Raw genomic sequence first — 25,396 nt, 5'->3', positions numbered from 1 at the left:
TCGATTTCCAGAAAAATGACAATGCCGTTGCTACCGATGGGGATGTAATTCCAAGGGAAAGAAGAGACCCTCCCAAGGCTACGGTCGATTTCCAGAAAAATGACAATGCAGTGGCTACTGATGGTGATGTAATACCAAGAGAAAGAAGGGATCCTCCAAAGGCAACCCTTGATTTCCAAAATGTTACCAACGTGATCGCTTAAGTAACATGAAAAAATGTAAGAACCAAAAGGTTTAAATTACATTTATAAAATATAAAGCCCTAAGCAAATTTGTTTAGGGCTTTTTTTTTATCTTTCCACCTTTATGGAGAAAAAAGTCAATTATAATTTTTTATTTTATTTCATATTTTTCCTACAAGTCATCAATAGTGGTTGTAAGGATACTTCCATTGGTATAAAAGATTCACCGACGACTCCAGCAAACGATAGCATCACTTACTGGTTGTCCGAAGAAAACAGCAGTTCTGTTGAAGATTATAGCAAAAATCTTTCCAAGGCCTATGATCTGGCATTGGAAGAAAAAAACGATTCCCTTAAATCGAAACACTTCTCCAGAATATCCTATTACTATTCATTGGTAGGGGATTCCTTGCAATTTAGACGCTCCAACAACATCGCTTTATCGCTATCCGCAAAAATTAGAGATTCCAATGCCCTGGCCAACAACCATTGGGATTTGGCTTTTTTCTTAGAGGATCATGCTGTTGAGGACAGTGCCTACTATCATTATTCTCAGGCCGAAAAAATCTTTAGATCTTTGAAGGATGACTATTCCACCGCTCGAGTGCTATATAGTTTGGCCAAGGTTCAAGCTGATATAAAGGATTACACCGCCAGTGAAGTCACCACCATTGAGGCCATTGAACTACTAAAACCTTTGGACAAATATTATTATCTGTTTTTATGCTATAATAATCTGGGATCGGTAACCAATGCCCTAAATGAATATGACAAGGCTTTGGAGTATTATGATAAGGCACTTTTTTATTTGGATAAATCCAAGATAGATAGTTCAAATCGCCTGAGAAATACGGCTATCAATAACATTGGTATGGTGTATCAAGCAAAAGGGGAAATCAAAAAAGCTCTTGAGAACTTTGAGAAGGTTATTAAAGTAGATAGCATCTATTATAAAGACATTGGATTATATACACAGGCTCTTTCCAATTATGCCCAAAGTAAGAATAAGCTTGGAGATACAGTTGGAGTTTTAAACTCTTTTAAGAAAGCTCTAAAAATAAAAGACAGTGTAGGAGATAACAGGGGATTAGCACTCACCAATTATGAGATAGCAGAATATTATTTGAATATAAAGGATACCGCCAACGCCCTGACCTTCGCCCAAACTGCCAAACAGATTTCTGAACAGACCAGCAATAACAGAAGACTGTTGGAATCCTTGGAACTTATGGCAAAAGTGGACCCCCAGAACTCATCCAAATATACCCAGGAATACATAAAATTGAACGATAGTTTAATTAGGGAAGAACGCTCAACCAGAAATAAATTTACAAGGATACGATTTGAGACCGATGAGTTTATAGAGCAAAATGAACTGCTTACCAGGCAGCGCCAATTATGGATCGGGATAGCCATTGCTCTATTTGTGCTTGCTGCATTTATATTGATTACCATAGATCAACGCCGCAAAAATCAAAAATTGAGATTTGAACAGGCACAACAGAAAGCCAATCAAGAAATCTTTAATTTGTTGCTGGCCCAAAACAAGAAGGTGGAAGAAGGTAAACAATTGGAAAAGAAACGGATATCAGAAGAACTACATGACGGTATTTTAGGACAAATGTTGGGTATACGTTTAATTCTGTCCGGACTTAACAATAAAACCGATTCCGATTCCGTTCTTAAACGCAGTGACCTGCTTAAAAAATTACAAGGGTTAGAAGAGGAAATCCGTACAATCTCGCATGAATTGAGCAGGGCATCGCAAGAAAAAATTCATAACTTTATTGTTTCCATCGAAGAATTGGTCAAAACAATTCAAGATTCCTCAAAAATGAAATGTCATTTTGAATATGATCAGAAAATAGATTGGGACCAGTTAAAGGGAGATATTAAAATTAACATTTATAGGATTGTACAAGAAAGTTTGCAAAACTGTATAAAGCATGCCAAAGCCACTAAAGTGGACCTATTGTTCCAATCCGAAAACGAGCATGTAAAGATTATAATATCGGATAACGGTGTTGGTTTTGACCAGAAGAAAGGAAAAAGAGGAATAGGACTTAAAAACATTAATTCCAGATTGGATAAATTGAAAGGAACTTATGACATCCAAAGTGAAATTGGCGAGGGAACAAAGGTAACTGTTACCATTCCCTGTATTATGGAAGAACAGGCAGAGGCCATACATGCCTAATATATTATTTAATTAATAATAGAATGAGAACTTTAAGAGTCTTAACGATAGATGATCATGAAATGATCACTACTGGATATAAATATCTTTTGGAGGCTGCCGAATTTGAAGAATTTCAAGTAAAGGTAGAAACAGCCAATACTTTTGAAACCGGAAAGCAAAAAATAGAGGATTCGGCCAGATCTTTTAAATATGACCTATTGTTGTTGGATGTACAATTAACGGAGACCCATCTGGAAGAACCGTATTCCGGTGAGGACTTGGGAATTTTTGCCAGAAAGATTATTCCGGATACTAAAATTGTATTCATGTCCTCATTTAGTGACAATTACAGAATAAACAGCATTCTTAAAAATGTGAATCCCGATGGCTATATGGTAAAATCGGAAGTGGACGAAAAATCGCTGATTGCCATGGTCAAAGGCGTAATCAACTCTCCCCCATACTATAGTCAAAAAGCATTGGTTGCCATTAGAAAAAAAGTCTCGAATGATCTATTATTGGATGATAATGACAAAAAAATTCTTTATCACGTTTCCATTGGTACCAGAACAAAGGATATGGTAGATTTTATAAACCTTTCGCTTGCCGGGATTGAAAATAGGAAAAGACAGCTTAAGGTAATTTTTGGTGTGGAAAAACAGAACGATTTGGCTCTGGTCCACGAAGCCAGAAATAGAGGATTTCTATAATCAAATTCTTGCCATCTCCCCCACTTTAATGACACTTTCCGACTCGAATATCCAGAATTTCCAAAAAATATTGTCAGTCATCTTTATTACCCCCTATTTAAGACGCTCCACACACCTCTTTACCGTTTAACGTCTACTTTTTCGACGAATACACCCTATTTGAATGAAAACCTTATTTTTTCTAAGGTTTTTATCGAATTAAGGACAAAGCATTAGCCTAATTTTGACATAAGTTTTTTAATTAATTACTATATAGGATGTCAAAATCGGGAAACGAATTTTTCAATAATCCAAAAATTGGAACACAGAGCACCGACCATATTGTTGGTTTAGAGGCTTTTAGAAAAGGTTTGGAAAAGCATTTTTTTGCGGAGGTGAGTATCGGTAATTATGGCTTAAAAGAAGAATCCGCCAATTTGATCATAGATATTAAGTGCAACCTTAGTCTGGACGAAGCTTTGTTTTATATAAACAAACCATCAACTTGCAGCGGTCGCCCTAAAAAATCCGGAGAGGAAAAGACCATTTTATTCCTATTGGCATATTCCAAACTTAAAAAACTGAATAGCACATCAATAGATATCAGCGAACTAACCATTTCATTGACGGACACCACCATACTAATCAGTAAAATTTACGATCAAAGTATTGCGGACCAACTGGAAAACATCTTTACTGAACTTATTAACCACAATGTATACTATACCAAAGGGTTAAATGAGACACCTTTTGAAGTTTTTATCCCCGTATTTGAGGAGGATTCCTTGGAGAGTGATGTTAAATTAAAGAATATCGTTTCCGACAATAACAATACGAACGACTATTTCGGATTTTGGGGTATGTATTATGACCAAAGCGAAGAAGCGGCCATTTATGACCTAAATACCAAAACTATCATATTTGGTGACATTCAAATCCTTAGTGAATAATAGGATTTAATACAAAAAAAGCTGTCCACAAAGCATAAAAGTCTATAAACAAGACCTGATTTTACTCCTTATGGACAGCCTTTTATATATATTAAGCGTTGAACAACGCTCTGGAATGCATTAGGGCATTAACTTTTTCCCTTACTGCATCAATAATCTTTTCATCTTCAGGATTCATTATTACCTGATCAATAAAATCTACTATTACCTTCATTTGGTCTTCTTTTAACCCCCTAGTGGTAATCGCAGCCGTACCAAAACGTATACCACTGGTTACAAAAGGAGATTTATCATCAAAGGGTACCATATTTTTATTGGCTGTGATGTCTGCTTTTACCAAGGCATTTTCAGCATCTTTACCAGTAATATTCTTATTTCTAAGATCAATCAGCATCATATGGTTGTCTGTGCCGCCAGAAATAATTTTATATCCTTTATCCACAAATGCGCTTGCCATTGCCGCTGCATTTTTCTTAACTTGAAGCATATAATGCAAGAATTCATCGGTCAAGGCCTCCCCAAAAGCAATTGCCTTTGCCGCAATGATGTGCTCCAAAGGACCACCTTGATTACCTGGAAAAACTGCCAAATCCAATAAAGCGGACATTTTTCTCAAAGAACCGTTCTTTAACTTAACCCCAAAAGGATTATCAAAATCCTCACCCATCAAAATAAGCCCTCCTCTTGGCCCACGCAAAGTCTTATGGGTAGTTGTAGTTACAATATGACAATGTGGTATTGGATCGTTAAGAATTCCTTTGGCAATAAGTCCTGCAGGATGTGATATATCGGCCAGAAGTATAGCCCCCACACTATCCGCAATTTCCCTAAATCTTTTAAAATCCATATCCCTGGAATAAGCAGAAGCTCCAGCTATTATTAGCTTAGGCTGCTCTTTGGTGGCTATGGCCTGAATTTTATCGTAGTTTAGTACACCGGTTTCCTCATCAACCCCATAAAACACAGGATTGTACAATCTCCCCGAAAAATTTACAGGGGAACCATGGGTCAAATGACCACCATGGGACAGATCAAATCCAAGAATGGTATCACCTGGTTTTAGACATGCATGGTATACAGAGGCATTGGCTTGAGACCCAGAATGCGGCTGAACATTGGCATACGCGGCACCAAATAATTGCTTCGCCCTATCTATGGCCAACTGCTCTATTTCATCAACTACTTCACAACCTCCATAATAGCGCTTACCAGGATATCCTTCTGCATATTTATTGGTCAGTACAGATCCGGCAGCCTCCATAACCTGGGGACTAGTGAAATTCTCCGAAGCAATTAGTTCAATTCCATCTATTTGGCGTTCTTTTTCCGCCTCAATTAGTTCAAAAATTTGATTGTCGCGTTGCATAAAGTAATATTCTATTAAATAATGTGCAAAAATACGAATTGCAGACTGTTAATTGCTAGAAAATAATATATTTGATAAGATATTTATTAAACACAAGTTAACAACTCGAAAATGCCGTTAAAAACTAATAATCCAGAAAAAAAAACATGGTTACCTGTACCCATCAATTCTGATTTCCCCATTCAGAATATTCCTTTTGGAGTTTTCCTGACCAGGGATGATATCATCACCATAGGCTCAAGAATTGGTGATTACGCAATAGATTTAGGGGCATTGCATCAATTGGGATATTTTAAGGATATTCCGTTGACCGATGATATTTTTTTACAGGACACACTCAACGATTTTATATCCGATGGCAAAAAGACGTGGCGTTTGGTACGGAATAGAATCAGCGAAATATTCGATATCAATAACAACGAATTGAAGAACAACGAAGAACATAAAAATATTGTTCTTTTTACCATGGAGGAAATAGAAATGCAGCTGCCTGTTCAAATTGGGGATTATACGGATTTTTATTCGAGTAAGGAACATGCGACGAATGTGGGTAAAATGTTCAGGGATCCAGCTAACGCCCTACTTCCCAATTGGTTGCACATTCCAGTAGGATATCACGGTAGGAGCTCCTCTATAGTTCCTAGTGGAACGGCAGTTAGAAGGCCTATGGGACAGACCCTTCCTGCAGGAGAGGAACAACCTATTTTCGGACCTTCCAAATTGGTGGATTTTGAATTGGAAATGGCGTTCATTACCACAGACGCCAATGTTTTGGGAGAACCAATTCCGGTCGAGGAAGCAGAGAATTATATATTTGGAATGGTACTTTTTAACGACTGGAGCGCTAGGGATATTCAAAAATGGGAATATGTGCCTTTAGGGCCATTTCTGGCCAAAAATTTTGCATCATCCATTTCACCTTGGATAGTAACCTTGGATGCCTTGGAACCTTTTAGAGTGGCAAGTCCGGAACAAACACCTACACCCCTGCCCTATTTACAACAAACAGGAAAAAAAGGTTTCGATATAAATTTAGAAGTTTCCATTATGCCTGAAGGCGGAAAGGCAACTACCGTTACCCGGTCCAACTTTAAGTACATGTATTGGACAATGGCGCAACAACTGGCACACCATACCATCAATGGCTGTAAAGTAAATAGTGGTGATATGATGGGCAGCGGGACTATTTCTGGACCCACCCCCGATACTTACGGCTCCATGCTGGAACTTACTTGGCGAGGAGAAAAGCCTTTGACCCTGGAGGACGGATCTACTAGAAAATTCATTGAAGATTACGACACAGTTACCATCACCGGTTATTGTAAAAAGGATAATGTGCGAATTGGATTTGGGGAAGTATCCACTAAATTATTGCCCGTTTTTCAGCAGAAGAAGAAATAAGACTCAAAAAAAACACCCATATTTGTACGATACAGAATAGTTTCACGTTCGTGTATAGAACTATTTTGGCATAGCTATTGAACTATGTCCATAATATTTTTAAACCAAACGTTATGAAACAATCATTACTTGCATCACTTATGATGTTTATTTTTATCTCTTGCGGAGGGGTTAAAAAAACACAGGAAGCCCTAAATACGGGCAACTATGGCAATGCCATAAATAATGCATTAAAAAACATTGCCGAAAATAAGACAAAGAAATCCAACCAGCCCTATATTCAATTGCTGGAGGAGGCCTACAAGAAAAATACCGAACGTGAGCTTCAAGAGATTGCATTCTTGAAGAAGGATAACAATCCGGCCAACCATGAAATAATTTTTAATAGCTATCAGAACCTAAAATCAATTCAGGAACGCATAAAACCTCTATTGCCATTACAACTTTTTGATGAAAATAGGAATGCCCGATTTGCTTTTAAGGATTATGATGAGGAAATTATAAAGTCCAAGCGCGAATTGTCCGATTATTTATACAACAATGCCACGGCTCTTTTAAATTCAGGACAATACAAGGAAGATTACAGGAAGGCATTTGATCAATTCTCCTATTTAAACGATATAAATCCAAATTACAAGGATACCAACCTAAAACTGGAGGAGGCCCACAACAAAGGTCTGGACTATGTTCAGGTAGTGATGATCAATGATTCTGAACAAATTGTACCCAATCGTTTGGAGCAGGAACTGTTAAACTTTAATACGTACGGATTAAACGACCTTTGGACCGTGTACCACACCAACGCACTGGAAAATATTAAGTATGATTATGAAATGCAGGTGGCGTTCAGGAACATTAACATAAGTCCGGAACAGGTTACCGAAAAGCAGATCTCCAAGGAAAAGCAGATCAAGGACGGTTACAAATACGCCACAAATTCCAATGGTGAAGTTTTAAAGGACAGCTTGGGCAACAAAATAAAGATTGATAAGTTTAAAACAGTTAAATGTAATTTCTATCAATTTACTCAGCTAAAGTCCGTCGAGGTAGTTGGCAATGTAAGCTTTTTGGATTTACACAGTCAGCAGCAGATCAATTCCTACCCTCTGGCCAGCCAGTTTGTCTTTAACCACGTTTATGCCAAACACAACGGCGACACAAGTGCACTTGAGGAAGATATGGTCCCGTTACTGCAACTTTCTGCCGTACCCTTTCCTAGCAATGAACAAATGGTTTATGACGCAGGGGAAGATTTAAAAGCCAAATTGAAGGGCATAGTCACCAGACATCGTTTCAATTAAACCTTAAATAGGTCTTACTTATTAATTAGCCCCAATAAGAATACATTTAGCCTTTTAGGAGTTTCCTTTAAAGCTAAATGTATTTTTTTAAATCCAATTGCGTAATTGCACCGTGGGACTCATGCGCCACTACCGTTCCGTTTTTAATTACCAGTAACTGTGGCGACTCATGAACAACACCAAATACATTGCTGGTTTCATTGGAAACAGAGCGATATTGGTGTAGATCCAGATAATGCAGGTCCAAACTGTCTTTAGGCATATCATACCCCTCATTAAACCTATTCATGACCATTCTACTTATACCGCAGGTAGTGGAATGTTTAAATATTATCTGAGGCCTCACCTTGGATCTTTCCTTGATTACCTCTAGCTGATCTACGGACGCCAATGGTGCCCAAGGAGCAACCTTTGCCTCTTTTTTTTCCTTTTCGCTATTATTTCCCTTTCCAAAAAGCCCTATTAGAATCCCCATTTCGTAATTTTAGTATTAAGTCCAATAAACCTTGTCAACCTTACAAACTGCCGAATTGTCGCTTAAAATTGAGAAATAAACGACATTTTGTCCTGTTCAAAACAGTGGTAAGGTTGTTGCTTTTAAGACTTCAAAAGTAAGCAATAACATAAAAAAAACAACTATATGAATTTCAATAACTTCACCATAAAGTCGCAGGAAGCCATACAGCATGCGCAACAAATGGCGCAGGGTCTGGGCCATCAACAAATAGAGAACGAACATATTTTTAAGGCCATTTCCGAAGTTGAGGAAAATGTACTTCCGTTTATCCTTAAGAAATTGAACGTAAACACTACCTTATTGAACCAAATTTTGGAAAAGGAACTGGAAAGTTTCCCCAAAGTATCGGGTGGGGAAATTATGCTTTCCAGGGAAGCCAATAAGACAGTCACAGAAGCCAGTATTATTGCCAAAAAAATGGAGGATGAATATGTTTCCATAGAACATTTGTTATTGGCAATTTTCAAATCCAAGAGCAAAATAGCGCAAATACTCAAGGACCAAGGAGTTACGGAAAAAGACCTAAAAGCCGCAATAAATGAATTGAGAAAGGGTGGCAAAGTTACCTCCCAAAGTGCCGAGGACACCTATAACTCATTGAACAAGTACGCCAGAAATCTTAATGAGCGAGCGGATAGCGGAAAATTGGACCCAGTTATTGGAAGGGACGAGGAAATTAGGAGGGTTTTACAGATATTATCACGTAGAACAAAAAACAACCCAATGCTGGTTGGGGAACCCGGTGTAGGTAAAACTGCTATTGCAGAAGGTTTGGCCCATAGAATTGTACAGGGCGACATCCCTGAGAACCTAAAGGATAAAATAATCTTTTCATTGGATATGGGTGCGCTTATTGCAGGCGCCAAATACAAAGGGGAATTTGAAGAGCGTTTAAAAGCCGTGATCAAGGAAGTAACCTCCTCGGACGGGAACATAGTACTCTTTATAGATGAAATCCATACCCTTGTCGGAGCCGGCGGCGGACAAGGCGCCATGGATGCCGCAAATATACTTAAGCCTGCCCTGGCCCGTGGGGAACTGCGAGCTATAGGTGCTACCACCTTGGACGAATATCAAAAATATTTTGAAAAGGACAAAGCCCTGGAACGAAGGTTTCAGAAAGTAATAGTGGATGAACCGGATACCGAAAGCGCAATATCCATTCTTAGGGGTATAAAAGAAAAGTACGAGGCCCACCACAAGGTTAGGATCAAGGACGAAGCCGTTATTGCGGCAGTTGAATTATCACAACGCTATATTACCAATAGATTCTTGCCGGACAAGGCCATCGATCTAATGGACGAAGCGGCTTCCAAGTTGAGGATGGAAATAAATTCCAAACCTGAAGAATTGGATGTATTGGATCGTAAAATAATGCAACTGGAGATAGAAATTGAAGCTATTAAGCGAGAAAACGACACCTCTAAACTCAAGGCCTTGAATGTGGACCTTGCCAATTTGAAGGAAGAGCGAAATGAAATCTTTGCCAAATGGGAGAGCGAAAAAACTGTTGTGGACGATATCCAAAAAACAAAGAACGATATTGAAAACTTTAAGTTGGAAGCAGAAAGGGCCGAGCGTAATGGGGATTATGGAAAAGTTGCCGAAATAAGGTACGGAAAAATAAAGGAAGCCCAAGAAAGACTGGAAAAACTGGAAAGCGAACTGGAAGAACAACAACTTGGGGAAACCCTGATCAAGGAAGAGGTCACCAATGAGGATATAGCCGAGGTGGTAGCCAAATGGACGGGTATCCCCGTTACCAAAATGCTTCAGAGCGAAAGGGAAAAGTTGTTAAAATTGGAGGATGTGCTCCACAAAAGAGTGGTAGGTCAGGAAGAAGCCATACAGGCTGTTTCCGACGCCATCCGAAGAAGTAGGGCTGGATTACAGGATAGTAAAAGACCAATTGGCTCCTTCCTGTTCCTAGGAACTACGGGAGTAGGTAAGACAGAATTGGCAAAAACCTTGGCAGCCTATCTATTTGATGATGAAAATGCCATGACCAGGATTGATATGAGCGAATACCAAGAGCGTCATTCTGTAAGTAGATTGGTAGGTGCACCTCCAGGATACATTGGTTATGACGAAGGTGGCCAATTAACGGAGGCAGTGCGAAGAAGACCCTATTCCGTAGTGTTACTGGATGAGATTGAAAAAGCACATCCAGATACCTTTAATGTCCTTCTACAAGTATTGGATGAAGGTAGGCTAACGGACAACAAAGGTCGTGTGGCTGATTTTAAAAATACCATTATCATCATGACCAGTAATATGGGAAGCCATATTATTCAGGAAAAGTTTGAGGACAACAAAGACATCTATAGCGCCACGGAGGCTGCCAGAGTAGAAGTATTGGGACTGCTGCGAAAAACTATAAGGCCAGAGTTCCTAAACCGTATAGACGACATTATCATGTTTACCCCTCTAAGCAAAAAGGACATTAAAAAGATAGTGGTTCTACAATTGGATCAGTTGAAAAAATTGGTTGCCAAACAGCAAATTACAATAGACGCAACCGAAGAGGCCATAGATTACTTGGCCAACAAGGGATACGACCCGCAATATGGTGCAAGACCTATAAAACGGGTAATTCAAAAAGAAGTATTGAACAATATTTCCAAAGAATTGTTAAGTGGTAAAATTCACCCTGGTGGAATTATCCTTATAGACTCCTTTGACGATCAGCTTGTATTCAGAAATGAGAGTGAACTGGCCAAATAAAATGGCCGCAATTAATAGAAGGGCATCCAATTTATAGTTGGATGCCCTTTTTTATTAACAATATATACCATGCAGTATAAGATTTTTTATATTAGCATAAAACTGTAAGGACATGTCTACAAAAGCCGAGAGAACAACCGCCTATATTATTGAAACAGTTGCTCCCATTTTCAACAAGCTTGGATATGTTGGCACTAGCATGAGCAATCTAACAGAGGCTACAGGCCTGACCAAAGGAGCCATATACGGGAATTTTGAAAACAAGGATTCCTTGGCACTGGCGGCGTTTGAATATAACAGCAAAAAACTATTATCCGAAATAGACGATAAGTTAAATTCGAGCGGAACTTCCCTTCAAAAGCTTTTTGTACTTACCAATTTCTATCGTCATTACGATACTTTTATAGAGGAATTGGGCGGTTGCCCCATTCTGAATATCGGGATAGATGCCAATCACAATAATTCACAACTGCTGGCCGCAACTAGGGAAACCATAAAAACTATAGAGGGGAAAATTGCCCTGGTACTGGAAAATGGACTTAACAACAATGAATTGCGACTACCCGTAACACCGCTCCAGTTTTCAAAGCAACTATTTACCATGATCCAAGGGGCAGTGGCCATGGCCACTATAACCGGTGATAGAAAATACTTGTTGAATACCGTGACCTATTTGGACCAATTAATTGTCCGTGAAATAAAAAAGTAATTAAACATTACTCCCCTATTATCCTAAATATCCAGGTTCTTTCGGCGTATTTACCATTGAATTTATTATCCCTTGCCGCTTCCGCTTCACTCAAGGTATCAAACCTTTCCAAATACACATAGTCCCACTTGGTCCTTTCCAAATAGAAAAACTTAGCGTCAATACCTTTCTTCTTAAGGCTCTCTACAAAAATATCACGGTACCTTGAAGTACCATAAACATTGCCTATAAGATAAAATCCTGCTTTTTGGCCTTCCAGTTTATCCACTTCCTCGTAATGGCCTTGAGTTATCTTCTTGCCCGCCTTTTTTCGAGCCGCAATCATGTCCAGGTCATCCTGGATTTTCTTAGCCAATGCCAGTTCCATTGCCTTAATGGAATCCAATCTTTTTTGTTCCTTCAACTGTACAGCCTTCGCCAATGCCGCGGCCTCCTGTTCTTCCTTCAACCTTTTTGCCACGGCCAATTCCTGAGCCACTCTTAATTCTTCCGCAAGCGCTTTCTTTTTCTTGCCTCTAACACGCTTCTGTTTTTTTTCCTTTTTTAGCGCTTTTTTTTCAGCCAAAGCCTCCGCTTTGCTCAGCTCCCGCTGCATTTTCTTTTCCTCTACTACACGATCCTCAGCTTCCGGTGGAGTAACTTCCTCTGGTTTTTCCAATTCTACTGGAGTCTCATCCACATCAAAACCAACTACCTTTTTACGTGGGTCAGGACTACTTAGTGTATATGCTGCAATTATTTCAAAAGAGGGATCCATATCCTTAACCTCAGCGTCCAAGCCATATTCTATAAGGGCACCCAATGATAAATGCTTAAAAAATCTACCCCCAAGACCACCTGATATGCCATAGAAACTATTGTAACCACCTTGCAACCAAAACTTATTGGACGATAATAATGCATTTAGTCCTACCTGCGTATCCCCATAAGGCACCGATTTTACATACAGCATGGGCAGCAGATAGGCATTGTCCACACCACTGAAAAGGGTAACTGGCAATCGATAGTCGATCATACCCATATATATCTTTTCATCGGATGCCGAAGCACTACTATTAGTAGAGAAATTATAATCGAACAGGTTTTCTGCGGTAAAACCAACGCTGAATCCGTCCACAGAAAATCTAACGCCCGGGGCAAATTGCATAATAAATGCATTTTTGGCCAATTGCAATTGGGGTAATGAAATTTCAGGATTTGGACTATACCTATCGTCTGCAATTTCACTATTAAAACCAAATACGTTCAAACCCACGGACAATTGCATATTATTGCCAAAATCGAAGGCGTATGCATAGTTGAGTACTCCACCGGTATTTAAAAACACCCCTGTATTATTTTGCATAAAACCAACGCCTATGGAAGACTGGGTGTTTATTTTTCTGGAATAATTTAAGAAAATGGAAGTAGGGTCACCGTCAATGGTCTGCCATTGATACCTGGACCACCAGGCAATAGACTCTGGATTGTTCCTATCCAGTGAAAAAACCGGATTAAACAAACTGGCATTGAATTCGGTTAAATTATGCTGCCTTAAGTCCGTTGGAAGCGCAACGTCTTGTGCCTGCGAAAACAAAACCGCAAACAAAATAGCATAAATAGCGTACTTTTTATCCATATACAAAAGAACAAAAAACTATGGGCACTACATACTTTTTTACTGTAATTTTAGTTACTTTACTAGAAGAACCAAATACCAAAAATAGAATTGATCATGAAACGTATAAACCTGCTATTGATTCTTTCCTTCATCATCGGCGCTATGTCCTGTAAGGAAGATCCGAAGTTACCCCTTGAAAATGCAGAAGATTCTATTTCCACTTTTTATTTTATTAGACATGCCGAAAAAGATCGTAGCGATCCTGAAGACATAGATCCCGAGTTAAATCAGGATGGATTGGGGCGGGCAATACGTTGGGCCGAAGTTTTTGATCCCGTTGCCCTGGATGCCATTTACATCACGGATTTTGAAAGAACGGCGATGACTGCAGCGCCAACGTCCGTGAAAAAAGAAATTACCCCCCAATATTACGACCCAAAGGCAATCATTATCGAAGAATTTAAAAATCTAAATCTTGGCAAGAACGTTCTTATTGTTGGCCATAGCAATACCACTCCAGAATTCGTAAATCTCATGTTGGGAGAAGAAAAATATGAACACATGGACGATTATGACAATAGCAGCCTATTTATTGTACGGATCATAAATGGAAAAGCCACTGATATTAGATTAAAAATGGACTAATTGGAAGCTGTTACGGAAATATCTTTCAACTCTATTTTTGACAGTAATTTCAATTTCTTTTTTTCATAAAGAACATCCACGTCGTAGAATGCACTGTCCCCTAAAGAGGCGGCATAATTTTCATAATCAACAAAACGTATACCACCATGGTAACGCTCATTATATGCTGCCCTAAAGCGGATTCCACCCCCATCCACATAAAACTTGTACGCTAGGTAATCCGGCTTAAAGGTCTCTTTATTAAACCAGTACAGGTAAATGTCTTCGTAATCCTTTCCTCCGTCTTTCTGATCAAAAGTTACTTTTACCTTATAATACTCCTTGTCCCTTACCGTAACTTCCCCCAACAACTCCTTATTGACAGCAGGATCGTTCAGACCGTATGGCAAGTATGCAAAGTAATGCACGGAATTCACAGAATTAGCGTATAAATTGGCAATGGAATCCGTTAGAGGCACCAAACTATCGTTAATAAATCTATTAAAACCTTTGCTACCTTTTACATCCAATACCTTTGTGGAGTCGGTTAACCTAATCCTTTTTAATATTCTTTTTCCCTCTTGCCATTCCGAGGCATATTCATAATCCCTGAATTTATAGTATACATCATTGGTTCTATACTGCTCCCCTCCACTTACCAAAATGGACTTATCCACTATTTCTTGAGCGGAAAGGGTGGTTCGCGCTTGTTCCTTGCACGAAAAAAAAAGTAAAACAAGGGTTATAAGGGTTACTACTTTCATTCAATAACTTTTCACATTAATCGCAATGTTGCCACATACATTACAAAAAAACATAATTATATTCAAAAAAATTGGCAGGATCTATACTTCTGCACTAATTGCCAATCGGATAATTGTTTCTATTTTTGTCAAACATATGCAGAAAAAAATAAGTATAAAGAACAAAAGGGCCCGATTCGATTACGAGTTGCTGGATACCTATACGGCAGGTATTGTATTGTCCGGTACCGAAATTAAATCTATTCGGGAAAGCAAGGCTTCCATCTCGGAAAGCTTTTGTGAATTTAATGATCTGGGAGAGTTGTTTGTTATTAATATGCAGGTAGACGAATATTCCCATGGGACACATTATAACCACAAACCGAAAGCAGAGCGAAAACTTTTGCTCAACCGTGGTGAACTGAAAAAACTGGAAAAAGAAGTAAAAAACTCAGGTCTAACCATAATTCCCTTAAATCTTTTTTTGAACGATAGGGGTTTGGCCAAGATGAACATCGCTTTGGCAAGAGGTAAAAAACTATATGACAAGCGAGAGACTATCAAGGATCGTGACAACAAGAAAAACCTGGATAGAATCAAGAAAAGCTTCAACAATTAGGACTTCCTCTAATTTTTATCCTCTAATAAAGGTACAAATCTAAAGGATCCCAATTCCTTTTTCTCAAATTCTTTGGCAGACTTTCTAACAAACAGCGTCATGATTTGCTCGTCCGTACCCACAGGAATAACCAACCTACCACCTACCTTAAGTTGGGCCAGCAAAGGATTTGGCACAAAAGGCGCCCCAGCAGTTACTATAATACTATCAAATGGCGCCTCTTCCGGCAATCCTTTATACCCATCTCCAAATATTACTTTTTTGGGCCTGTAACCCATTTTTTTAAAAAAAAGATTGGTCTTTTTAAAGAGCTCCAACTGTCGCTCAATGGTATATACCCTTGCCTTTAATTTTAGCAATACTGCGGTTTGATAACCACTTCCAGTTCCTATTTCCAAAATCTTATGATTGGGCTGCACTTGTAAAAGTTCGGATTGAAAAGCTACGGTATATGGTTGGGAAATAGTTTGGTCCGCACCAATCGGAAAAGCCTTATCCTGGTACGCATGGTCTTCAAAACTACTATCTAAAAATAGGTGTCTTGGAACTGCCCGGATGGCCTCTAGAACGGAATTGTCCATAATTCCCTTCTCGGAAAGGATGTCCGCCAATTTGTTGCGCATCCCCCTATGTTTTAATGTATCTTTCAATTGTTTGGTTTTGGTGGGTAAAGTTAAAAAACGAAAATCTTAAAATAAAGAAATCATAAAATTTACCCGCTGCAATCTAATCTATTCTTTCCTGCGGGGGTAAATTTAACCTAGATTTCTTTAATTATAAAAACCCTCATTGAATTATCTTCAACAATTATTTGCATCCCATTTTCCAACATTGCATTGTTGACAAAAAAGATGGTCCTTAAAACTTAAGTTTTGTTTTTTAAGACCCTAAACTTGCAAACTATCCTTATTTTTGAGGAAAATAAATACTTATGCTTAATGTTGGCGTCCTAGGAGCAGGACATTTAGGAAAAATTCATCTTAGATTACTGAATGAGTCCCAAAAATACAATCTGGTCGGTTTTTACGATCCCGATGTCATTAACGGCAAAAAAGTGGAAGCCGAATTCGGCTATACTTTTTTCGACAACATAAATAAACTAATAGATGCTGTAGATGTAGTGGACATAGTTACCCCTACCCTTTCCCATTTCGATTGCGCCAAAAAGGCCATGGAAAAAGGAAAACATGTTTTTATTGAAAAGCCTATTACCAATACCCTGCAAGAAGCCGAAGAATTGTTGCTCTTGGAAAAAAAACATCAAGTAAAGGGACAGGTAGGCCATGTGGAAAGATTCAATCCCGCTTTTATGGCCGTCAAGGAAAATATTAATAATCCCATGTTCATTGAGACCCATAGGTTGGCAGAATTTAATCCAAGGGGGACCGATGTACCTGTTGTTTTGGATTTGATGATCCATGATATTGATGCCATCCTTAGTGTGGTACAATCCAAGGTTAAACAAATTAATGCCAGTGGGGTTTCGGTTATTAGCAACTCACCGGATATTGCCAATGCCAGAATAGAATTTGAAAACGGCTGCGTGGCCAACCTAACGGCAAGTAGAATTTCCCTGAAAAATATGCGGAAGTCTCGCTTTTTCCAAAAAGACGCCTATATCGCTGTGGATTTTCTGGAGAAAAAAGTTGAAGTGGTCAAAATGAAAGACGCCCCCGAAAAACCAGGCGATTTTGACATGATACTTCAAAATGCCGAAGGAATAAAGAAACAGATCTATTTTGAAAATCCAGATATAGCTGTCAACAATGCTATACTGGACGAGCTAGAGACCTTTGCTGATGCCATAAACAACAACACCGTCCCCGTGGTAACCCTGGAACAAGGTACACAGGCCTTGAAGGTTGCCTTGGAAGTCATTGCGTCCTTCCAAAGGAAATAGGCGATAGTTTTTATATTTTTTCCTTGTAAACAAAGGCATAAACTATTAGAATAAAATTCCAAGTAAACGCATTCATATGAAAAATATAGCAGTCATAGGAGCAGGAACAATGGGTAATGGTATTGCCCACGTAATTGCTCAAAATGGATACAAGACCAACCTAATCGATATCTCACAGGAAGCCCTGGACAAGGGCCTTATCACCATTGAAAAAAATCTCGACAGAATGGTGGCCAAGGAACTTATCACGGAAAAGGACAAGAAATCCGCTTTGGGAAACATTACACCCTACACCAACCTGGCAGACGGAATCAAAAAGGTCGACTTGGTAATTGAGGCGGCAACGGAAAACACGGCCCTTAAATTAAAAATCTTTGGGGAATTGGATGCATTGTGCCAACCTACCACCATTTTGGCGACCAACACCTCCTCCATTTCCATTACCCAGATTGCAGCGGCCACCAAAAGAGCGGATAAGGTTATTGGAATGCACTTTATGAATCCCGTACCCATTATGCAATTGGTAGAGATAATTAGAGGCTATAACACTTCTGATGAAGTTATGGAAACCATTATGAATCTTTCCACAAGACTCGGAAAAACACCAACGGAAGTCAATGACTACCCTGGTTTTGTTGCCAATCGAATATTGATGCCCATGATCAATGAAGCTATAGAAACTCTGTACAATAGAGTTGCCGGGGTTAACGAGATCGACACGGTTATGAAATTAGGGATGGCCCACCCCATGGGCCCATTACAACTGGCGGATTTTATTGGACTGGATGTTTGTTTGTCTATTTTAAACGTAATGTACGACGGATTTAAGAACCCAAAGTATGCGCCTTGCCCTTTACTGGTAAATATGGTAAACGCCGGAAAATTAGGGGTTAAATCAGGGGAAGGATTTTACGATTATTCCGAATCCCGAAAGGCCGAAAAGGTTTCCAAACAATTTAAATAGTAGTCCATTGCACACGTCTACTTCTATTATAACTTTGATGATGCACAAGAACCTTGTTTTGATTAAAAAAAGAAAATTAAATGTCCATTAAAGATAATTTAAAAGCAATCAAGGAATCGCTTCCTTCGCACGTTCAGCTTGTGGCGGTTTCCAAAACCAAACCTATAGCCGATATAGAGGAAGCCTACGCTGCCGGGCAAAGGGTTTTTGGTGAAAATAAAATCCAGGAAATGACGGCGAAGCAAGAAGTTCTTCCCAAGGATATTGAGTGGCATATGATAGGACATATACAACGCAACAAGGTAAAGTATATGGCAGAATACGTGGCCTTAATCCATGGAGTTGACAGCCTAAAACTATTGAAGGAAATAAACAAACAAGCCAAAAAACACAATAGGGTTATTCCCTGCCTATTGCAAATCCACATTGCAGAGGAAGACACCAAGTTTGGTTTTGACGAAAACGACCTCAGCGAATTGATTGCCTCAGATGATATTAAGCAACTTACCAACGTAAAAATAGTTGGACTAATGGGCATGGCCACGTTTACAGATAACAGCCAGCAAATTAGGAGGGAATTTAAACAACTTAAAAGCTTGTTTGAAAAAACCAAATTAACCTTTCCCGACCTTTCGCAATTATCCATGGGTATGAGCGGCGATTATAAGATTGCTATAGAGGAAGGCAGCACTATGATACGAGTGGGAAGTAGCATTTTTGGTTCCAGAAATTAGCAAGCTACCTTGCTGTTTCTTTGGCCGGAGAATATGTATCTTTGTTTAGTAATCTGAATTAGAAATTTTACATGTACGTCATATTAGATATTGAAACCACAGGAGGAAAATACAATGAAGAGGGGGTTACAGAAATTGCTATCCACAAATTTGACGGGCATAAAGTAGTAGACCAGTTCATAAGCTTGGTAAACCCTGAAAAGGAAATCCAACCCTTTGTGGTTAATCTTACCGGCATCAACAACAACATGCTTCGCACTGCTCCAAAATTCTACGAAGTAGCCAAACGCATCGTGGAAATAACGGAAGATGCAGTAATTGTGGCCCATAATGCCCAATTCGACTATAGGATTTTAAGAACCGAATTTAGGAGGTTGGGGTTTAATTTTGAACGCAAGACCCTCTGTACCGTTGAACTGGCCAAACAATTATTGCCGGATGCCGAATCTTACAGTCTGGGCAAGTTGGTGCGGTCCTTAGGAATTCCAGTAAGTGATCGCCATAGAGCCAACGGCGATGCACTTGCCACCTTACAACTATTTAAACTTCTACTTTCAAAAGACCTGGATAAAAGCATTTTTAAGAGCGTTTTAAGAACCGAGACCCAAGGGGAACTATCACCAAGACAACTGGACATGGTAGATGAATTACCTTCGGAAACAGGGGTCTACTACATGCATAATAAGGATGGTGATATTATTTTGTTGGGAAAAAGTAGCAACATTAAAAAAAGGGTCAATCAGCATTTTACCAACAATAGTACAAAGGCCAGAAGAATTCAGAAAGAAACCAAAAGGGTCTCTTATGAAAAAACAGGTAATGAATTGGCTGCCTTATTAAAAGAGAATGCGGAATTATTGAGGAACAGACCTAAGTACAATACCCACTATAAGAAAAGACTGTTTTCCCATGCAATTTACCAATCCAAGAACCAGAACGGCTATATTGCATTGACCGCAGAGGCAATAAATCCTAAAAAAAGGGCAGTAACAACCTTTAACAGCCTACAGGGCGCAGAGAATTTTTTGCACAGCATAAGGGAAGAATTTCAATTATGCAATAAAATAAATGGACTATCACAGGCAAAACTGCATTGTTCCCATTATGAGGACAATAGCTGCCTTGGCGGATGTATAAATCAAGAGTCTGTAGAAGACTATAATGGAAGGGTAATCCAAGCCATTGACAAGTATAGTTTGTCCAATAAGAGTATTCTTATCATGGATAAAGGAAGGGAAATTGCGGAGCGTTGTGGAATTGAGATCAAAGATGGTGTTTTTAAAGGCTTTGGCTATTTTAATTTAAACCATCAAATAAATAATATTCATATCTTGGAATCCATAATAACCCCTATGGAAGGAAATGAGAACACGACCCACATCATTTCATCCTATCTCAGAAAAAAAAAGGTGTTGAAAATCATAGAACTAAAATAGTAGACTTTGAAAATTAAGAAAGATTGGAAACAAAAGATCCATGAAGTAATCTACGGGACCCATACCCCTGCAGGAAGACTTTTTGATATCATACTACTTGCGGTAATCGTCTATAGTGTCATCATTGTAATGTTGGAGAGCATTCCTTCGTTAGATGAAAAACACCATAAATTTCTCAACTATTCCGAATGGGTGGTGACCATTTTATTTTCTATAGAATACATTTTGAGGATAATTTCCATCAACCGACCTAAAAAATATATATTTAGCTTTTTTGGAATAGTCGATTTTTTATCCACTATTCCAAAATACCTTTCCCTATTCTTTGTAGGTTCCCAATATCTAACTGCGTTTAGAATTTTAAGACTATTAAGGGTATTCCGAATATTAAAACTAGTACGTTTTGTAGGGGAGTCGAACAATCTAGTGAGATCCATCCATGCCAGTAGAACCAAAATATTTGTTTTTGTTTTCTTTATCATCATTATATCGGTTTTATTGGGAACGGTGATGTACATTGTTGAAGGCCCTACCCATGGATTCACCAGTATACCCCATAGTGTTTATTGGACCATTGTTACCCTAACCACGGTAGGTTATGGGGATATCTCCCCGGAAACCCCTTTGGGGCAGTTTATTGCCACCGTGATCATGATTATTGGTTATGGTGTAATAGCGGTGCCCACCGGCATCGTTTCTGCTGAATATGCGGCTGGCTTGACCAACAAAAAAAATATCCCCCCTGGGAGAACCTGTCCTGATTGTGGCACTGAAATTATGCGCATTGATGCCCATTACTGTAGGGAATGTGGACATAGATTAAGTGATGATTAATGAATAAAAAAAATCTTATTTCCATTGTAGGACCCACTGCGATAGGTAAGACAACCTTGGCCATTGCCATAGCCAAACATTATAATACAGAGATTATTTCTGCCGATTCCCGACAGTTTTACAAAGAAATGTCTATTGGGACCGCGGTACCCTCCACGGAAGAATTGGCAAGTGTTCCACATCATTTTATTCAACACAAAAGCATTTTTGAAGAATATACCGTAGGGGATTTTGAAAGGGAAGCCATAGAAAAACTGGCAATACTTTTTGAAGATAACGACATTGTAGTTATGGTAGGCGGAAGTGGCCTATACGTTGACGCTATTAAGGACGGACTGGATAATTTCCCCCCAATAGATCCTGAAATCCGGGAAACACTGAACCAAACCTTGAAAACCGAAGGCATTTTAAGCCTTCAGGAGAGGCTCAAAATTCTGGATATGGATTATTACCGTCAGGTAGACCTTAATAATCCACATAGGCTCATAAGAGCCCTGGAGGTGTGTATTGGCTCAGGTCTCCCCTACACCTCTTTCCTAAAACAAAAAAAACCCGAAAGGAATTTCAATACCATTACCATAGCCATAAATGCCGAAAGGGAGATCATCTACGACCGCATAAACCAAAGAGTGGATATAATGATGGAACAGGGCCTTTTGGAAGAGGTATTGTCCCTAAAGGAACAACAGTCCCTTAATGCATTGCAAACCGTAGGTTACAGAGAATTATTTAATTACTTTAAAGGGGAATTTGACCTGGATACTGCCATTGCCGAGATAAAGAAAAACACCAGAAGGTTTGCAAAAAGGCAATTGACATGGTTGCGGAAAAAAGAGGATATTATTTGGGTCGATTATAACTACGACTTAAACAGGGTTTTGAAGAGAATAGAACAAGAACGCAATAGATAATGACTTCAACCAATAAAAACATTCTATTTGTAATCGGGGTTTCCGGTACAGGCAAATCTACCATAGCGAAGTTGTTGGCAGAAAAACTGAAATTACCTTTTTTTGATGGTGACGATTATCACTCGGAGGCCAACATTAAAAAAATGTCCAATAAAATCCCTTTGACGGACGAGGACCGTTACGATTGGCTGGTAACCCTAAACAAATTGGCCGTGAACAATAAAGAAACGGGAGCTGTGATTGTCTGCTCTGCCTTGAAGGAATCCTACAGAAAAATACTTGAAAATAAAATTGAAGAAAAGGTGGTTTGGATTTCCTTGGAAAGTTCTTTTGAATTGTTATTGGAACGCCTGCAAAAACGAAAAGGACATTTTATGCCTGCCGAATTATTACGGTCCCAACTGGACACTTTTGAACCTCCTACCAAGGCCATAAAAATATCGATAGAACCCAGTCCCCAAGAAATTGTGGACCAAATATTAAGGGAATACGGGAACTAAGCCATAAGTTATCCTTTGAACACGCTTTCACAGCACTAACGAAGTTGCCCCAAGAGTTCTGATTTAAAACCAGAGACCACATCCTTTTGTTCGGGGTTCGTTCCGTCAACACATTTCAATAAACCTACGGCATTTAAATTGAGTAGATTACAAATAAAAAGCACCAAGAAAAATCTTGGTGCCCTAATAATTTTGCAAATATGGTGCTTACTCAGTTTTAACCACCAATCTAAATCCTTCTCCATGGATATTCAATATCTCCACGTTTTCATCCTTTTTAAGATACTTACGCAATTTGGCAATGTAAACATCCATACTTCGGGAAGTAAAATAATTATCATCCCTCCAGATTTTGGTCAAGGCCAACTCCCTTGGCATTAAATCGTTCTCGTGCAATGCCAAAAGCCTGAGCAACTCATTTTCCTTCGGAGAGAGTTTAATGGCTTCCTCATCCTTATATTTCAAGAACCTAAGCTTGGAATTCAATTGAAAACCACCAATTGTAAATTCAAATTGTTTACTGTCCGCTAACGAACTGGAAGACTTTCTTTGAATTATAGCTTTAAGTTTCATCAATAGTACTTCCGAATCGAATGGCTTGTTCAAATAATCATCCGCACCTGCCTTATATCCTTTAAGGACATCTTCTTTCATAGTCTTGGCCGTAAGAAAAACGATAGGCACGTTCTCGTTCTTTTCACGAATTTCCTTGGCAAGTGTAAAGCCATCCTTATAAGGCATCATTACATCCAAGATACAGACGTCAAAATTGTCCTTCTTAAATTTTTCAAAACCTTCCATTCCGTTTTTCGCCAATGTAACGTCAAAATCGTTCATTGCCAAGTAATCTTTAAGTACAATTCCAAAATTTGGATCGTCCTCTACTAGTAATATTTTCTTATCTACTGTTTCCATTATTGTTTTAAATTAAAGGCAGTTTTATATAAAAAGTGCTTCCTTTTCCTTTTTCACTTTCTGCATAAACCTCACCTTGATGATCATCAACTATTTTTTTTACGTAAGCAAGCCCTAAGCCATGCCCCTTAACATTATGTATATCTCCTGTATGTTCCCTATAGAACTTTTCAAAAACCTTTTTCAATACCGCTTTGCTCATTCCTGCTCCCTGATCCTGTATTTTTATAATGATATAATTACCGACCACTTCCGTAAAAACATCAATCTTGGGCGCTTCTGGCGAATATTTCACAGCATTGTCCAATATATTTACTATTACATTGGTAAAATGCATCTCATTGGCCAATACCTCTGAGCGTTCCGCCTTTAAATGTGGCTTGATGTATCCTCCCCTATCTGCTACTATAAGATCTACATGGGTAATGGCATCCTCTATTATGTCGTGCACATCTGCCCTATCCTTACTAATATCCAACTGGTTTTTTTCCAACTTAGATATTCGCAATACGTTTTCTACCTGCGCATGCATTCTTTTATTTTCGTCCCTTATCATTTGCAAATAGCGTAGTACCTTCTCCTTGTCATTAATAATCTTAGGATTCTTTATTGCTTCAACAGCCAAATTAATCGTAGCAATCGGTGTTTTAAACTCATGCGTCATATTATTGATAAAGTCCGATTTAATCTCTGAAATCTGCTTTTGTTTTATCAATTGATAGATGGCACTTGAATAGGCCACCACGATAACCAAGGTAAAGGTCAGGGACAAAATTGCCATTCCAAGAATGGACTGGATAAGGAACCTTTTCTTTTTAGGGAAGGTCAGCAAAAGGGAAAAATTGGTATTTCCTTCACTATCCTTAAACAAAGGGGCCTTATAAAGTGTGGTCTCCGAAAATTTAAACTTTTTGGATTTCACCTTAGTAGGCAGTCCTTTGCTGTAAACTCCATACTCGTAGTCTATATCTATCCCGCGATTATTTAATTCCCTACTAAGCATCAATTCCACCTCCTGCTTGGATACCCGCTTATGTATAGGCCTATTTTTGGCCTGCTCCCTAAATACATCGTCCAAAGCAAACTTATCCAGATCTGTCATAGATCCGATTTTCTCGAGCTTTTGGACAGGGGTCAAGGAATATTGCCTACCGTCCAAACCAAAATCCTCTTTGAAAATTTCAGTTTTCCTGGTACTGGTAATATTTCTAAACGTTGTGGTGTCCAAGCCTATATCAAAGAACGTAGATGCCATCGTGTAATCCTCTTCTAAAATACCATGGCTATAAAGCTTTATTTCATTGGAATTGATATCACGATCAAAAAAGAAAAAATTCTTAAGATGGGTAGCCTTTGGCTTTCCTATACTATCACTAAGCTTGTAAAACTCGTTTAGATAATCCTGTACCTCCCGTTTTTCAATGTTCTCTACAACCCTACTCAAAATTTGGTTGACCGTATTTGAAAATTGTTCTTCCTTGTCCGCTACTGACTTATTTATCCAATAACTCTGAACAAAGATGATTCCTATTAGGGAAAGGCTCATTAAGACTACCAAAAGACCAAATAACCTCTTATTCATTTATCAACAAAATTAG

Annotated in this window: 24 protein-coding genes; 17 read left to right on the top strand and 7 right to left on the bottom strand. The window is 38.8% G+C overall.

Translation table 11 applies throughout. From position 1 onward, the window contains the following. From BUA60_RS23095 to BUA60_RS20045, 4 genes are all read left to right on the top strand, one after another. The coding region (locus BUA60_RS23095; protein ID WP_178347038.1) for a hypothetical protein at positions 1-203 on the top strand (203 nt) is incomplete at its 5' end. Positions 204-306: 103 nt separating this feature from the next. Beyond that, entirely contained in the window at positions 307-2,379 is a 2,073-nt protein-coding gene (locus BUA60_RS20055; RefSeq protein WP_072864916.1) for a tetratricopeptide repeat-containing sensor histidine kinase, read from the top strand. A gap of 23 nt (positions 2,380-2,402) precedes the next feature. After that, positions 2,403-3,071 (top strand): response regulator, encoded by a 669-nt coding sequence (locus BUA60_RS20050; protein ID WP_072864914.1) that lies wholly within the window; start codon positions 2,403-2,405, stop codon positions 3,069-3,071. Positions 3,072-3,328: 257 nt separating this feature from the next. Continuing rightward, a complete protein-coding gene (locus tag BUA60_RS20045; protein WP_072864912.1) occupies positions 3,329-4,000 on the top strand; it encodes a hypothetical protein in 672 nt (223 codons plus the stop codon). A 91-nt stretch (positions 4,001-4,091) separates the two neighbouring features. Here BUA60_RS20045 and glyA read toward each other — a convergent pair whose 3' ends face one another. Continuing rightward, positions 4,092-5,366: a serine hydroxymethyltransferase gene (gene glyA, locus BUA60_RS20040; protein WP_072864910.1), complete on the bottom strand. Its 1,275-nt coding sequence runs from the start codon at positions 5,364-5,366 to the stop codon at positions 4,092-4,094. 111 nt (positions 5,367-5,477) lie between these two features. Here glyA and fahA point away from each other — a divergent pair, with 111 nt between their 5' ends. Together fahA and BUA60_RS20030 are read left to right on the top strand one after the other, a co-directional pair. Next, positions 5,478-6,767 carry a fumarylacetoacetase gene (fahA, locus tag BUA60_RS20035; protein WP_072864908.1) on the top strand — a complete coding sequence of 430 codons (1,290 nt, stop codon included), beginning with the start codon at positions 5,478-5,480 and terminating at the stop codon, positions 6,765-6,767. Between the two features lie 113 nt (positions 6,768-6,880). Beyond that, positions 6,881-8,068 (top strand): hypothetical protein, encoded by a 1,188-nt coding sequence (locus BUA60_RS20030; RefSeq protein ID WP_072864906.1) that lies wholly within the window; start codon positions 6,881-6,883, stop codon positions 8,066-8,068. A 73-nt stretch (positions 8,069-8,141) separates the two neighbouring features. On the opposite strand, the gene ytxJ is transcribed toward BUA60_RS20030, so the two are convergent. Then, a complete protein-coding gene (gene ytxJ / locus BUA60_RS20025) occupies positions 8,142-8,543 on the bottom strand; it encodes a bacillithiol system redox-active protein YtxJ (RefSeq protein ID WP_072864904.1) in 402 nt (133 codons plus the stop codon). A gap of 165 nt (positions 8,544-8,708) precedes the next feature. Between ytxJ and clpB the strand changes: the two genes are divergently transcribed. Then, complete coding sequence (gene clpB, locus BUA60_RS20020; RefSeq protein WP_072864902.1) at positions 8,709-11,309, top strand: ATP-dependent chaperone ClpB; 2,601 nt, start codon at positions 8,709-8,711, stop codon at positions 11,307-11,309. A 112-nt stretch (positions 11,310-11,421) separates the two neighbouring features. Further along, positions 11,422-12,018 carry a TetR/AcrR family transcriptional regulator gene (locus tag BUA60_RS20015; protein WP_072864900.1) on the top strand — a complete coding sequence of 199 codons (597 nt, stop codon included), beginning with the start codon at positions 11,422-11,424 and terminating at the stop codon, positions 12,016-12,018. Between the two features lie 7 nt (positions 12,019-12,025). Here the strand turns inward: BUA60_RS20015 and BUA60_RS20010 are convergent, their stop codons facing one another. Continuing rightward, positions 12,026-13,636 carry a PorP/SprF family type IX secretion system membrane protein gene (locus BUA60_RS20010; protein WP_072864898.1) on the bottom strand — a complete coding sequence of 537 codons (1,611 nt, stop codon included), beginning with the start codon at positions 13,634-13,636 and terminating at the stop codon, positions 12,026-12,028. A gap of 96 nt (positions 13,637-13,732) precedes the next feature. Here BUA60_RS20010 and BUA60_RS20005 point away from each other — a divergent pair, with 96 nt between their 5' ends. Continuing rightward, on the top strand, positions 13,733-14,263 hold the full coding sequence (locus BUA60_RS20005) for a SixA phosphatase family protein (protein ID WP_072864896.1): 531 nt from the start codon (positions 13,733-13,735) through the stop codon (positions 14,261-14,263). Here the strand turns inward: BUA60_RS20005 and BUA60_RS20000 are convergent. Then, positions 14,260-15,006 (bottom strand): DUF6503 family protein, encoded by a 747-nt coding sequence (locus BUA60_RS20000; RefSeq protein WP_072864894.1) that lies wholly within the window; start codon positions 15,004-15,006, stop codon positions 14,260-14,262. The genes BUA60_RS20005 and BUA60_RS20000 overlap by 4 nt on opposite strands. 136 nt (positions 15,007-15,142) lie before the next feature. On the opposite strand from BUA60_RS20000, the gene smpB reads away from it, so the two are divergent. After that, entirely contained in the window at positions 15,143-15,604 is a 462-nt protein-coding gene (smpB, locus tag BUA60_RS19995; RefSeq protein WP_072865065.1) for an SsrA-binding protein SmpB, read from the top strand. An 8-nt stretch (positions 15,605-15,612) separates the two neighbouring features. On the opposite strand, the gene BUA60_RS19990 is transcribed toward smpB, so the two are convergent. Further along, positions 15,613-16,254 carry a protein-L-isoaspartate(D-aspartate) O-methyltransferase gene (locus tag BUA60_RS19990; RefSeq protein WP_072864892.1) on the bottom strand — a complete coding sequence of 214 codons (642 nt, stop codon included), beginning with the start codon at positions 16,252-16,254 and terminating at the stop codon, positions 15,613-15,615. Between the two features lie 281 nt (positions 16,255-16,535). On the opposite strand from BUA60_RS19990, the gene BUA60_RS19985 reads away from it, so the two are divergent. From BUA60_RS19985 to BUA60_RS19955, 7 genes are all read left to right on the top strand, one after another. Beyond that, on the top strand, positions 16,536-17,504 hold the full coding sequence (locus tag BUA60_RS19985; protein WP_072864890.1) for a Gfo/Idh/MocA family protein: 969 nt from the start codon (positions 16,536-16,538) through the stop codon (positions 17,502-17,504). A 76-nt stretch (positions 17,505-17,580) separates the two neighbouring features. Continuing rightward, on the top strand, positions 17,581-18,468 hold the full coding sequence (locus tag BUA60_RS19980; protein ID WP_072864888.1) for a 3-hydroxyacyl-CoA dehydrogenase family protein: 888 nt from the start codon (positions 17,581-17,583) through the stop codon (positions 18,466-18,468). Positions 18,469-18,548: 80 nt separating this feature from the next. Next, positions 18,549-19,202: a YggS family pyridoxal phosphate-dependent enzyme gene (locus BUA60_RS19975; RefSeq protein WP_072864886.1), complete on the top strand. Its 654-nt coding sequence runs from the start codon at positions 18,549-18,551 to the stop codon at positions 19,200-19,202. A 71-nt stretch (positions 19,203-19,273) separates the two neighbouring features. After that, a complete protein-coding gene (locus BUA60_RS19970) occupies positions 19,274-20,638 on the top strand; it encodes an exonuclease domain-containing protein (protein ID WP_072864884.1) in 1,365 nt (454 codons plus the stop codon). A gap of 6 nt (positions 20,639-20,644) precedes the next feature. After that, positions 20,645-21,472 carry an ion transporter gene (locus BUA60_RS19965; protein WP_072864882.1) on the top strand — a complete coding sequence of 276 codons (828 nt, stop codon included), beginning with the start codon at positions 20,645-20,647 and terminating at the stop codon, positions 21,470-21,472. Beyond that, on the top strand, positions 21,472-22,383 hold the full coding sequence (gene miaA / locus BUA60_RS19960; RefSeq protein WP_072864880.1) for a tRNA (adenosine(37)-N6)-dimethylallyltransferase MiaA: 912 nt from the start codon (positions 21,472-21,474) through the stop codon (positions 22,381-22,383). The genes BUA60_RS19965 and miaA overlap by 1 nt, the downstream gene beginning before the upstream one ends. Then, positions 22,383-22,883, top strand: a complete 501-nt coding sequence (locus BUA60_RS19955) for a gluconokinase (RefSeq protein WP_072864878.1) — start codon at positions 22,383-22,385, stop codon at positions 22,881-22,883. Before miaA ends, BUA60_RS19955 begins: the two co-directional genes overlap by 1 nt. Before the next feature lie 207 nt (positions 22,884-23,090). On the opposite strand, the gene BUA60_RS19950 is transcribed toward BUA60_RS19955, so the two are convergent. Then, positions 23,091-23,798 carry a response regulator transcription factor gene (locus BUA60_RS19950; RefSeq protein WP_072864877.1) on the bottom strand — a complete coding sequence of 236 codons (708 nt, stop codon included), beginning with the start codon at positions 23,796-23,798 and terminating at the stop codon, positions 23,091-23,093. Between the two features lie 7 nt (positions 23,799-23,805). Beyond that, positions 23,806-25,380 carry a sensor histidine kinase gene (locus BUA60_RS19945; protein ID WP_072864875.1) on the bottom strand — a complete coding sequence of 525 codons (1,575 nt, stop codon included), beginning with the start codon at positions 25,378-25,380 and terminating at the stop codon, positions 23,806-23,808. Between the last annotated feature and the right edge of the window lie 16 nt (positions 25,381-25,396).

Origin of the sequence: Arenibacter palladensis (assembly GCF_900129275.1) — a bacterium.
Taxonomy (GTDB): domain Bacteria; phylum Bacteroidota; class Bacteroidia; order Flavobacteriales; family Flavobacteriaceae; genus Arenibacter; species Arenibacter palladensis.
The sequence above is the reverse complement of the archived record's forward strand: the minus strand, read 5'-3'. Positions and strand labels throughout refer to the sequence as shown.